Source organism: Vibrio sp. MEBiC08052 (assembly GCF_001506075.1).
Classification (GTDB): domain Bacteria; phylum Pseudomonadota; class Gammaproteobacteria; order Enterobacterales; family Vibrionaceae; genus Vibrio.
The window spans coordinates 1,513,693-1,526,346 of the sequence record NZ_KQ947475.1; the positions used below are offsets into that span (position 1 = coordinate 1,513,693).

A 12,654-nucleotide genomic window follows, 5' to 3' on the forward strand; every position below is an offset into this window, starting at 1 on the left:
ATTATATCGATTAGTCGGTTGATGCAATCATCGGTTCTGCTATTGAAGCTTTATGAATGCTGAATGAGACCATATTCCCGGTCAAGGATCTCAATAATTTCTTGTTTTGGATTGTCACTCAGATGGATGGGTTGGCCCGTAATCTTTTCAGCAATACCTGTATAAGTTTCGGAAACGTTCTGTAATGCTTCTAATGGTAAGGCATTGTCTCTGGCGAGTGCTTCCCGCTCAGGCATCCGTGTTTTGTTCAGCAGAATATCCGGGTCTGGGAAGTAGTTCAGCAAAAACTGCCGGAAGCCTTCTTTCGAATTTTCAACAATGTGTCCGATTGCATATTGGTGAGCATCCCAGATTCTGGATGAATCCGGTGTACCGACCTCATCCATATAAATGAGTTTGTCTTGTCCCTGAGCATCGGTGACATAACCAAATTCAAATTTGGTATCGACGAAGACCTGATCAATATCAGCGAGCGCCTGACTGATCACATCAAAGCCTTCTTTCAGTAACTTCTCATATAAATCGATATCTGCCGGACGGCGGAAGTTAAATGCCGCGTAATTCGCCTCGATATCTTGGCGGCTAATGTTGACGTCATCGGCCTCCGGTACACCGGGAATTCCTTTGAGAATACCTTTAGTTGATGGTGTGAGCAGAAGTTCAGGCAGTTGTTTATCTTTTTCTAACCCTTCGGGAAGCTGGATCCCGCAGAATTCGCGTTCACCTTTTTCGTAGGCTCGCCACATTGAACCCGTAATATAGTTGCGGCAGATTGCTTCAATTTTAATGGGTGTGGCTTTCTGAACAATCCAGACAAACGGGTGGGGGATATCAAGAATATGGCTGTCTGCCAGACCGTGCTGGCGGAACAGTTTGAACCAGTGGTTGGAAATCGCGTTGAGTGCCGCCCCTTTTCCCGGGACCCCGGCAACACCACCTTCAGCGTGCCAAATACAGTCAAAAGCAGAGATACGGTCACTAATCACCATAATTGCCAGCGGGGCATCTGCTGCGACGTTGTAGCCTTTTTGTTCAATCAGGCGACGGCTGTCTTCTTCAGTTAACCAGTAAACGGAACGCACTTTTCCGCTATGAACGGGTTTGCTGGTGCGAATGGGGAGGTCGTCATTGACGGCGAGAATTTGATCGGCGAGGCTCATTCAGACATTCCTATCTAAAAAGTAATCGGTTCAACTGACAGATACCCGTTGACCAGACACAAACACAAAGTGACAAACATCACGGGATATCCGATTTCTGAGCGCATCATACCAGAACTATTTTTCACTGCCAGAGAAAAAGCAAACGTTTGCTTTGAGGCAATGTTTTTCAGCCGATCGCGGATTCAAAAAAAAATCCCCTCGCGTAGATTCGAGGGGAAGAAAAGGGGATTGCTTATGTTGTGTTACTTGTTGTCGAATGAGTCTTGCTATTTATTTTATTCGTCACGGCTCGTTAGTCGCGTCGGCTAGTGGTAGCGTCGGCTCGGATCCGCCACGAAGAAAACCTCACAATGGTATTGTTTACCTAATTGTATGAGTTGCGTCTGCGCTTGTTCAGTGAGTTGTTGCGAAGCCACAATAGCGCAGGCATTGCCTGATAAAATGGCTTTACGAATCACATGATATTCATCCATTGTCCGTGAGGGTCTCAGTTGCACGACTTGATGACCCGGAATCTTGTGTGAATCCAATGAACGCAGATCCGGCCGATAGGATTCGGATGTGACCAGAATCCACTGTGGCAGTCGGGATAGTTGCGCCAAACGATCATAAAGTGAGCTTTCCATGACACAATGTCGGGCCGCACCTTTAGGTGTACGGCGACCGACATTGTGGGGGGCTCCGGATGAGTTCATGAAATCATTCAACAAACGCATAATGCTGTTTCCTTATACATGCTGTTCATATATACAGTATTTTATATTGAATGACTGATCAAGCAGGAATTGGTGTAAATTTGTACTTTTCTGTTATCAAGATCTCATTACTGAATATTTCCCTGCCGTGAATGCGAACTGCTGTGGGGATACACAGGCACACCGCCGATTTGTCAGCCGTTTTAAGTTGAGTGAGTTAGTGATCGTGAAACAAATACATAGCGGTGAGCTGTGAGATCGTTGTGATAGGCAGTTTGACTGATGCTGAAACTACACAGATAGGGTTTGGAGTTTCATTGTATCGAGGTGTTTTGCTGATGGGTTAATAGCGATTTTAGCGCTTGGTTTAACCGCTTCATCTCTTCATCACTGCCTTTCATATCAGGGTGATAAATTTTGCTCAGTTGTTTATAACGTTGTTTGATTTGTTTGATATCCGGTATTTCTGTAGCTGAAAAACCGAATAAGGCACAGGCTAAATCGAGGTTTTGCGGGCGAGTCGATTGTGGTTTGAGCTGAGTTTGTTGTAAACGCTTAAGTTCTTGAAACAACATGGTCATTTGTTGTTTTTGTTTACGAATGGTTTGTTCCTGCTGTTTGATTTTTTGCTGTTGCATATTGGTGTCGGACTGAATCCTTAACGGCTCTGAAGGTTGTGGCTGAACTACGGAGTGAGCTGCTTCCGCTGCTTTGAGTCGTTTTTTGAGTCGAACACAAACAACGCCCAGTAAGGCCACTATCAGCATCAGTATTACTCCGAAGACGCCGGATATGATCTGCGGCAGAGTGAATTGAGCCGCATCGATTTGCGCGTTATTGAAATGAGGTTTCCCGGCTATAGGAGAGGATGCAGGATCGGCTGTTTGCGCATCTTCGAGTGCTTTTCTCTGTGAAATCTCTTTCATTCTGCGGTGATTGAACTGCTGTTCGAGTAACTGGCTATAGCGTTGCTCTGCGGTTGGGTTGGACTGCCCTGCAATCCGATACCAAATCAGCGCTTGTGTTTCACCCGACAGGTCTGCCACTTGTTCATAGAGTTGACCCAGCTTGAATTGTGCTACCGTGTCACCTTGTGTTGCCAATCGAGTCAGCCAATAGATCGCTTGTGTCTTATCCGGTGTGACTCCGTTGCTGCCATTGAGATAAGCATTCACGACCTGTAATTGTGCTTGCGTATGACCGTTTTCGGCAGCTTGTTCCATCCAGTAAAAAGATTGTTTGGGGTCGGCTTTTACCCCTTGTCCTTGTTGATAATACAAAGCAAGTTGGTACTGTGCGTTTCTGTCACGCAAAATGGCTTGTTGACGAAGAGTATTAATGTCGGCTGCATGAGCAGATGCGAGAACCAGCAGCAAACATATCAGTAATAATCTCAATCGCACTCCTGATTCCTAAGATGGATATTCCGGATTCAGAGTAACTTCTGAACCGGAATATTTGTCAGTTTATTTCAGTGGTAGGATCTGTATTTCAACCCGTCGGTTACACTGTCTTCCCTGCGGTGTACTATTGGTGCACAGTGGGTGGCGTTCGCCAATGCCCCGGGCTATGGCCCGGCCGGGAGCGACGCCTTGTGAGACGAGATACTGGCGTACCGATTCAGCTCGTTTTTCTGATAATACTTGATTGGTGCGGTCACTACCGGTGCTGTCGGTATGGCCTTCGATGACTAAACTGGTTTCTGGATATTCCACTAAAATTTTGGCCACACCATTTAAGGTATTGTGAATCGAAGCGTTGAGATGGTAATCGTTGGTATTAAAACCGATGCCGTTTTCCATGCGTAAACGAAGCTGATGCTCTCCGACGCGCTCAACCTGAACACCGGAATTGACGAGAGAACGTCGTAACGCGGCTTCCTGTTTATCAAAATAGTAGCCGATACCGCCACCGATAGCAGCACCTCCGGCAGCACCGATGAGGGCTCGTTGTCGCCGTTCTCTGGCGTTATCACCTGAAGCGAGACCAACGGCAATTCCTGAAATCGCACCAATCAGTGCGCCTTTCGTGGTTGAATTGGTTTCGTTTTCACCCGTTGTTGCATTCTGTCTTTGAGTTGTTTCGCACCCGGCCAGTAGCGAGAGCAGAAAAAGCATGATGATGGTTCGTTTCACTGAGATACTCCCTGATTGTTATTCTCATGTCATGAATCAAAATTATCTATCACATTGTAGACAATAATTCGGATGAATTATTTCAATAATTTTGGCGCCTGTGCACCATCAATCGGTCTGTTGACAGAAATTTTACGTCCTTTTTTCAATCCGGTTTCGTAATCTTCGGTTAAATTTTTCATCGCTTCTTTCAGCTGTTTCTTAAATGTTTCCCGGTCAATGTTCTGGAACTCACGATCAATATAGCTGTTGATTTTATCTGCTGAATCTTGATCGGGGGTGATATCCGGTAACTTTTCCAGAGCGCCTTCTATCCAACCGGATACAAAAGAGTTGACCCGGCGTGACACTTCTTGTGTCGAGGTGCCACTGCCGGCAAAACTATTACGAAACTGACCGGTTTGCTCGTTCATTTCACGATAAATGACATCAAAAGCAAAAGCGGCAAAAATAGCGCGATCCGCTTCACCGATAAACTCGGCTCTTTTCAGACCTTTATGATTGAGTAACACGGCTTCTACGCCAAACTTGGTGTTAATGCCCCGGATAATTCGGAGCAGGTGGCTGCTGATTTGGGTTGGTAGCAGGTGAGAAGACTGGGTTTTTCCCATTTTGATGAATTCAATATCATCTTTATGCAGACCATATTTTAACATCAGGCTATGCGCCATTTTGATGGCACTTGCCGCCTCATTCACATTAGCGGAATTACCAAGTTCCAAACATTTGGCGATTTTTTTAAGGGCTTTTTCTTTATTCATTGACCTGAAATATAGGGAGTTGAGATGTATAGCAAAGTCCGCCATTCTAACTTTTCTGACCGAAAATGGAAAGAATGAAAAGAGAGTCATCAGTCGCAACTGACGGGGGATTTCGGTGAGTAGCGGTGTGACCGGCGCACCGTTAATGCCAGCATGATGAGCAACCGTTGGGGGAACGATGAAGTCGAGCGGATCCGGATAAAGTGACTTTTATCCGGATAAAATCAATGGGTGGTGCTTATAAACCGAGTTGATCGAGTAAGTCAGCTGCGTTGGACTCTGACGAATCATCGTTCTGATTTTTCTGATGATTGCCAGAGGATTGAGTGGATGAAGCTTGTGCGGATTGTTGCCATGTGGATTCCAGAATATCGTCTGGGTTTTCATCTTCGGAAACTTCAAATTCTTCTAACTGAATAAATTCGGTTTTATCCATTGCAAGCTCAAGATAGAAAATGTTGTTTTTTTCAGTAGAGAAGGTAACTCGACGAGCTTGAGGACGATCGAGATTGGTATCAACAGAAAGCAAAACTTGTTTGTTCAATGACAGCATTTTCGGCTGGTTTTGGGTAATGTTGGTCTGTAGCTCTTTGCGAACTTTATTGGTGAAATCACCAACGAGCTGATTCATCAGTTCGCCTAATACATCACCGACTTCGTCCGATGTATGTAGTACGGCCAACTCTTCTTCCGGCATCCCCATATTACGCATGTAATTACTGTAAATCTCCAGTGCTGCTTTGGCATTGAAGTTAATGACAACCAATCCGGTAAACCCGCCATCAAAAAGCACAAAACAACCAAAATCAGGTTTGAGTGCCGTTTTGTTAATTTTCTGAACCATAGCAGAATAATGGATCTGCGAAGCGGTTGCTGTCGTAAGCACCTTAGAAACAGACTGGCACAACATCAGCAGAATATCTTCTGTGGTGACTACTTGACTTTTTTTCATATGATTGTCCATCAAAATATTTCAACAACAAGGCATCACATCATGCCTTTTCCTATTCTTGAACCGAGATTCTGTTTTAATCGCCTCATTAAATGTTGTAAAGTGACCCAACTCAAAGATCAAGAACAAAAAGTATTAACCCATCGCTGCATTGAAGTCAGCGTTGCACGGATAGGAAGCAAATGTTACCAAGACTTCACCATCAATCCGATATCGATCCCGTCATATTCCAATTTTTACAAGAGCTTGAATCTCACGAATTTTCCGGTGATATCGAAACGCACTATTCAAGCCGTCTTGCGGTGTCTACAGACAATAGTGTTTATCAGCAGTTACCGCAAGCAGTCATTCATCCAAAAACAACAGAAGATGTTGTACTGATTGGGAAAATGAGTGCTAAATCAGTTTATAAAACAGTGACCTTTTCAGCGCGGGGCGGTGGAACGGGAACCAATGGTCAATCGTTGACGAAAGGAATTGTCGTCGATTTATCCCGTCATATGAACAACATTCTGGAAATCAATCCGGAAGAAGGATGGGTTCGTGTGCAGGCCGGGGTGATCAAAGATCAACTCAATGATGCTGTCAGACCTTATGGTTATTTCTTTTCCCCCGATCTTTCCACCAGTAACCGGGCGACGCTCGGTGGTATGATAAACACAGATGCCTCCGGACAAGGGTCGTTGAAATATGGTAAGACTTCGGATCATGTGTTGTCGTTACAGGCGGTATTTGCCGATGGTTCGATACTGGAAACTGATCTGTCGGCTGGATTGCCGGAGCAACAGACCTATGCTGCCAAAGCTCTGGCCGTCACCGAATCTGTTTGTCGGGAAAAGCGGGCTCAGATTCTGGACAAATTCCCGCCCTTGAATCGGTTTTTGACTGGCTATGATCTGAAAAATGCACTCGATGAAACCAATGACAAGTTTAATTTCACGCGCGTTTTGTGTGGGGCTGAAGGGTCGTTGGCATTTATTACTGAAGCCAAGCTGAATTTAACACCGATTCCCAAGGTGCGGATGCTGGTTAATGTCAAATATAACAGCTTTGAGTCAGCTCTCAGAAATGCGCCATTGATGGTTAAAGCACAGGCCTTATCTGTCGAAACGGTCGATTCGACGGTATTGAATCTGGCAAAGCAGGATATTGTCTGGCACAGCGTCAACGATTTATTGTCTGACGTCCCCGGCAAAGAGATGCAGGGCATCAATATCGTTGAATACGCAGGGCAGGATCTGGCTGAAATCGAGTCTCAGGTTCAGGCGTTGACTGATAAACTGGATCAGATGCTGAAAAACGAAGAGGCTGGCATTATTGGCTATCAGGTTTGTCAGGACTTGGCCAGTATCAATCGTATTTATAATATGAGAAAGAAGGCGGTGGGATTACTCGGGGCGGCGAAAGGCCGGGCCAAACCCGTCGCATTTACGGAAGATACCTGTGTGCCACCAGAAAATCTGGCTGATTTTATCGCGGAATTTCGCACCTTGCTCGATTCTAAATCACTGGCTTACGGGATGTTTGGTCATGTAGATGCGGGGGTATTGCATGTGCGTCCTGCATTGGATATGTGCGATCCGCAACAAGAAGCGATGATGCATCGTATCTCGGATGAAGTGGTTAAACTAGTCGCCAAATATGGCGGTTTGATGTGGGGAGAGCACGGGAAAGGGTACCGTTCCGAATATGGTCCGGAATTCTTCGGTGAAGAACTGTTTCAGGAACTTCGGCGGGTGAAAGCTGCTTTTGACCCGCATAATCAAATGAATCCGGGAAAAATCTGTACACCGTTGGATAGTGATCATCAACTGGTGAAAGTCTCGGATGTCAAACGGGGTTATTTTGACCGCCAAATCGATATTCAGGTTCGTGACAGTTTCAAACAGGCGATGGAATGTAACGGCAATGGTCTCTGCTTTAATTATGAAACCAGCTCTCCGATGTGCCCCTCAATGAAAGTGACAGCGGATCGACGCCATTCTCCGAAAGGTCGGGCAGGATTGGTTCGCGAATGGCTGCGTCAGTTAACAGAACAGGGTGTTGATATTCTTGATTTGGAAAAACAAACCTTGAACTCGACGTTATCGGTTAAAACGCTGATTGATCGGATTCGTCATGCCTGGCGGAAAGAGCAAGAGAGTGATTTTTCTCATGAAGTCTATGAAGCGATGAATGGATGCCTGGCCTGTAAAGCCTGTGCCAGCCAATGTCCGATTAAAGTGGATGTACCGAGTTTTCGGGCCCGTTTCCTGAATCTTTACCATACTCGTTATCCGCGACCCGTCAAAGATTATCTAGTTGCCAATATTGAAACCATGTTGCCGCTGATGGCCAAGGTCCCGACGATGGTGAATGGCGTCCTGTCCCAGAGTTGGATGCAACGCCTCACGCGTTCAGCGGTGGGGTACATTGATGCACCTTTGCTGACGGTGCCGACCCTTGCTAAACGGGTTCGTCATAAAGCATTGGTGCCTTACCATTCTGAAGGGCTGGCTCAGATTCCTGAATCACTGCGTCAGGACTATGTCATTATCGTTCAAGACCCGTTTACCAGCTATTATGATGCAGATGTGGTCGATGATTTTATTGATTTAGTGATTCGGTTAGGCAAACATCCGGTGCTGCTGCCATTCAAGCCGAATGGTAAAGCACAGCATGTGAAGGGATTCCTCAAACAGTTTACGGCAACGGCCAGCTCAACGGCTGCGTTTCTCCGGGAGGTGGCTGAACTGGGGATTCCGATGGTCGGTGTCGATCCCGCCACGGTGTTGTGTTATCGCGATGAGTATCAGGAAATTTTGGGTGAGCAACGTGGCGCATTTCAGGTCTTGAGTGTTCATGAATGGATGGCACCACGCTTATCTGAATTCCATATCGAGTCGTCTCAGTCTGCTGTCGAGTCTCCTTGGTACCTGTTTTCGCACTGTACTGAAAAAACCAAGTTGCCGAATAGTGAGAAAGAGTGGACGATGATTTTCAGTTATTTTGGTGCCAAACTTGAGCCGGTTGCTGTTGGCTGCTGTGGGATGGCCGGGACTTTCGGTCATGAAGCGGACAAATTCGAGATGTCAAAAGATATCTATGGTTTGAGTTGGAAACCGAACTTTGAGCAGTTGCCGGCGGAGCGTTGTCTGGCCACTGGTTATTCCTGTCGGAGTCAGGTGAAGCGGTTTGAGCAGATCAAACCTAAACACCCGCTACAGGCGCTGTTGGTGCATCTTCAGTAACCGCTGCCTTGCACGGCCTCAGCTGCTATCTGATGATCACTGCTGAGGCCGTGGCGAAAGTGGGTTGAGAACTATGTTGAGGTGAATCGTGAACCATCGTTTAGCATTGAAAGTCCCACCGGTGCTTGTCTTCGTGATTGCACTGATATTGATTCATTTGGGGCACTGGGGGTTACCCGGTGCGACGGTTGAATTGCCGTTTCGTTGGGGCGTGGTCATCGGGTGCTTATTGTTGTCTGGCTGGCTGGGGTTATCGGCTCTATTCACGTTTTATCGGGCCAGAACAACCGTTAATCCGGTGCGCCCTGAGTTAGCTGCAACGGTGGTCACACATGGCGTCTTCCGCTTTTCCCGTAATCCGATGTATCTGGGATTAGTGCTCATTCTGATCGCGGATGTCTATTGGCTGGGAAACATCACCGGGCTGATTGGTATCACCGGATTCGTAGGGTATATGACTTATTTTCAGATTATGCCTGAAGAGCGGATATTAGATGCCCGGTTTGGGGAACCTTATCAAGCATATCAGCGCCGAGTTCGACGCTGGTTATGATATGTGCTGAATCTCGTCATCAGAAAAACAAAAACCGCTGTGATATACAGCGGTTTTTTGTGTCGTGATCAAGCGTTTCGACTGGCTGACTATTTAGGCGGCTTGGCCTGCAATACGCGCTTGAAATGCATCTTTGAGTTCATGAAACCGAACAACCAGATTGTCAATCGCGTTGTTGTCGTATGGGCGTAATCCACTGACGACAAGACGTTTGGTTCCCTGTCCGACGACTTGGTCGTGATTGATAAAATTAAAATATAGCGTGACGAGACCACGCTTCCCATCGACATCGAATGTGGTATGACTGAGTTCGACTGTCGGATGAGTCAGATCAAGGTGAGTGAACTCCACTTCCATACTTTCATACATAACCAACGGACGATCACAGTTAATCATCACGTTTTTATTTTTCATCAGAGGAACAAGCAGGTGGGGAAAGTTCATCCCGGAAAAACGGGCATAACTGGTGACAAAATGTTCGATGAATGCGTCATTGTGGCTCACTTCTCCGTCGCGATTCATATGAAGGTATTCTTTGCCGTTTTCATCAACGACGGCACTCTCTTTGCCTTCCATATTTTCAATATGCAACGGTGTTTTGTCTCCGACCATACCAGAAAATTTAAATTTCATGTTCTGGCTAATCCCTTCTTTTTTCAACAGCACCGCAAAAAGTAAATCACCGGGCACACAAAAGCGTTTGTTATCCTCGTCGTGAATAGGATTGAAATCACCGGCAACTTTTTTAGCAAAGTGACTTGCTTGCTGGCGTGTAAACTGAAACTGATGGTTATTGCTTGAGAAATAAGAATTTAGGAACATATTTAATAGTAAGCAGTCAAAACTGACAGGAATTATATACGATTTTTAGCAAAAAAATGGTCTATCCAGATCAAAATTAATTAATAGGCCACGAGAATACATCCGCGACTAGTGTAGTTTGTCAGACTATGAGTGTCAATATTTTGTCAATTTCATTGATTTGGTTATCAATTTTCAAATTATACGTGATTGAAATAAGTTTTTTGATAAAACACCAATTGCATAATGTATCGTGTCAAGAAAATATCAAAGTTCCAAGATGGGAAAAATAAGTGTCATGCTGTGGACTCCGGCAGGAATCGCGCATGAAAATGGAATGCTTCCGAGCGCATTAATAAACCACGGTTTCCGAATCGGGAACCGTGGTTTGGTGTTTTGTTTCGCAGACGTCGCTTAGTCTCTTTTCCAGAATATATGACAAAACTTCTGTTTCGGATCCCGACTAATCAACATGCGGGCGAAAACATCGTCTAAAGTGTCATTTTCTTCGTTGACGAGGCCGATATTGACTTCAGCGTAAGTGTCTTTATCAACATCGAAACCGACTTGATCGCTCCAGTCATCGTTGACATCGACCAACTCGGCGGCACCGCGATCATCAAATTGTGCCGTGAACAGAATAATATCAGCTGGTTCGAGGTTATCCGGTGCCATCTCGAGAAAGATATCATAGGCTGCATCGATGGCATCATCGTAAGAAATGAGTTCATTCATTCGCGTTATGCTCGGTTCATGAATTTACGTTCCGTTGTGTTGACGACAACACGATCACCCGTTGCAATATATTCCGGCACTTGAACAACTAAGCCAGTTGCGAAACGGGCTGGTTTGGTTCTTGCGGATGCTGAAGCGCCTTTAATCGAAGGGTCAGTTTCTTCAATCACCAGTTCAACCGATGCCGGTAGATCTAAAGCAACGACTTGCTGATTGACGAGCACAACATACAGCCCTTGAGTCTCTTCATTGATGAAGAGTAATTCGTCAGCGATGTCATCGTGTTTAAACGTGTATTGAGTAAAATCTTCGGTATCCATGAAGATATATTCGTCACCATCGATATACGAGAAACTGATTGGGCGTTTGGTCATATCAACCGTTTCAAGGACATCATCGGATTTAAAGCGTTCATCGACCCGAGTACCAGTGGTTAAATCGGTGCAGCGGAACTTATAGATTTTTGCGCCGCCACGACCACCGGGGGTGGTAATTTCAATATCTTTCACCAACAGCATCTTGCCATTGGTATCGACGACAAAGCCTTTTTTAATTTCACTTGCCTTCGGCATTGCTTTTCCTTACATGGATTGATTTGAGAAAAGCCGATTATATACTGACTCAAGTGCGTTGATCACCTCTTGTTCTCTTCTTTTGGGAGAAACATGCCTCTCCGCGACCTTCAGACATTCGTGATGATTGGCCGGATAGATGAGGGAAAGGGGAATCAACCAATCGGGGACGCTATCTTTGATAATATCTTTTACAACAATATCTTTTAGAGCACTGATTCGTGTATGATAACGAAGCTTTTCAGCCGTATTTTTGAGTTTTTATGATGACATATTCCGGTTATGCAATTACCAGTGATTAATCCGAACATTCCTTTTCAGTCGCAGTATCAGCCCGTTGTCAGTTCTCTTATTGCTTACTTAAAGGCTGGTCTGAAAGATAATTTGCACAGTGTCTATATTTACGGCAGTGTTGCTCGAAAAACCGCTTGCCCCGGGCGTTCAAATATCGATGTCATCGTCGTGACGCATCGCTATTTTGAGGATCAGAAAACCACGATTTTCAATACATTGCGCTGGCGTTTCAAAAAGGACTATCCGTTTGTTACCGATGTGTCGATTGAAACAGCGCTGGTTGAAGAGGTCGCCTCGCTCGATAGTCTTTTCTCATGGGGATTTCTGCTCCGTCACTGTTCTGTCTGTGTCTATGGCCCGGATTTAGCGGAATGTTTTGGCCATTATGAGCCGAGCTGGGAAATAGCCAAATTCTGGAATATGGATGTGGCGGATTGGGTCAGTTATTACCGGGATAAAATCGCAAAATCAAATGCCCCGGATGAACAGGTGAAGGCACAGCAGAGTATTGCTAAGAAATTACTCCGTGCGAGCTATTCTCTGGTAATGTATCGAGACAAACAGTGGATTGATGATCCTGTTGCTTGCGGAGAGCTGTTTCTTCATTATCATCCTGAGCGGCAAACCGATATTGAACGACTGGGGATATTACTGAAGACGCAGCGCGTTATCCCGAAACGTTCAGTCATCGGCCTGTTGGACGACTACGGACAATGGCTGGTCAAACAGTATCAGAAAACCGAATTCCGAATTGGTTGATAGG

At 45.5% G+C, this 12,654-nt stretch carries 12 protein-coding genes; 3 read left to right on the forward strand and 9 right to left on the reverse strand.

The annotated features are described in order from the left end of the window. Window positions 1-50: 50 nt before the first annotated feature. The 6 genes from VRK_RS06680 to VRK_RS06705 form a co-directional block, all read right to left on the reverse strand. Window positions 51-1,160 carry a phosphoribosylaminoimidazolesuccinocarboxamide synthase gene (locus tag VRK_RS06680; protein ID WP_059120646.1) on the reverse strand — a complete coding sequence of 370 codons (1,110 nt, stop codon included), beginning with the start codon at window positions 1,158-1,160 and terminating at the stop codon, window positions 51-53. A 308-nt stretch (window positions 1,161-1,468) separates the two neighbouring features. Beyond that, on the reverse strand, window positions 1,469-1,879 hold the full coding sequence (locus VRK_RS06685; RefSeq protein ID WP_059120647.1) for a hypothetical protein: 411 nt from the start codon (window positions 1,877-1,879) through the stop codon (window positions 1,469-1,471). A 293-nt stretch (window positions 1,880-2,172) separates the two neighbouring features. Further along, on the reverse strand, window positions 2,173-3,255 hold the full coding sequence (locus VRK_RS06690; protein ID WP_197413067.1) for a J domain-containing protein: 1,083 nt from the start codon (window positions 3,253-3,255) through the stop codon (window positions 2,173-2,175). Between the two features lie 69 nt (window positions 3,256-3,324). After that, window positions 3,325-3,975 (reverse strand): YiaD family glycine zipper/OmpA-like lipoprotein, encoded by a 651-nt coding sequence (locus VRK_RS06695; protein ID WP_157371966.1) that lies wholly within the window; start codon window positions 3,973-3,975, stop codon window positions 3,325-3,327. A 95-nt stretch (window positions 3,976-4,070) separates the two neighbouring features. Beyond that, window positions 4,071-4,754, reverse strand: coding sequence for a DUF2786 domain-containing protein (locus VRK_RS06700; RefSeq protein WP_038178358.1), 684 nt, complete (start codon window positions 4,752-4,754; stop codon window positions 4,071-4,073). 238 nt (window positions 4,755-4,992) lie between these two features. Beyond that, a complete protein-coding gene (locus tag VRK_RS06705) occupies window positions 4,993-5,706 on the reverse strand; it encodes a DUF3334 family protein (RefSeq protein WP_059122691.1) in 714 nt (237 codons plus the stop codon). 182 nt (window positions 5,707-5,888) lie between these two features. Here VRK_RS06705 and ydiJ point away from each other — a divergent pair, with 182 nt between their 5' ends. Further along, window positions 5,889-8,936, forward strand: a complete 3,048-nt coding sequence (gene ydiJ, locus VRK_RS06710; RefSeq protein ID WP_059120650.1) for a D-2-hydroxyglutarate dehydrogenase YdiJ — start codon at window positions 5,889-5,891, stop codon at window positions 8,934-8,936. An 88-nt stretch (window positions 8,937-9,024) separates the two neighbouring features. Then, window positions 9,025-9,489 (forward strand): methyltransferase family protein, encoded by a 465-nt coding sequence (locus VRK_RS06715; RefSeq protein ID WP_231735748.1) that lies wholly within the window; start codon window positions 9,025-9,027, stop codon window positions 9,487-9,489. A gap of 93 nt (window positions 9,490-9,582) precedes the next feature. On the opposite strand, the gene VRK_RS06720 is transcribed toward VRK_RS06715, so the two are convergent. From VRK_RS06720 to efpL, 3 genes are all read right to left on the reverse strand, one after another. Then, window positions 9,583-10,311 carry a DUF3581 domain-containing protein gene (locus VRK_RS06720; RefSeq protein WP_059120652.1) on the reverse strand — a complete coding sequence of 243 codons (729 nt, stop codon included), beginning with the start codon at window positions 10,309-10,311 and terminating at the stop codon, window positions 9,583-9,585. A gap of 393 nt (window positions 10,312-10,704) precedes the next feature. Next, on the reverse strand, window positions 10,705-11,025 hold the full coding sequence (locus VRK_RS06725; RefSeq protein ID WP_059120653.1) for an HI1450 family dsDNA-mimic protein: 321 nt from the start codon (window positions 11,023-11,025) through the stop codon (window positions 10,705-10,707). Between the two features lie 5 nt (window positions 11,026-11,030). Next, window positions 11,031-11,597 (reverse strand): elongation factor P-like protein EfpL, encoded by a 567-nt coding sequence (gene efpL, locus VRK_RS06730; protein ID WP_059120654.1) that lies wholly within the window; start codon window positions 11,595-11,597, stop codon window positions 11,031-11,033. 282 nt (window positions 11,598-11,879) lie between these two features. On the opposite strand from efpL, the gene VRK_RS06735 reads away from it, so the two are divergent. Next, complete coding sequence (locus tag VRK_RS06735; RefSeq protein ID WP_059120655.1) at window positions 11,880-12,650, forward strand: nucleotidyltransferase domain-containing protein; 771 nt, start codon at window positions 11,880-11,882, stop codon at window positions 12,648-12,650. The last annotated feature ends 4 nt before the right edge of the window (window positions 12,651-12,654 follow it).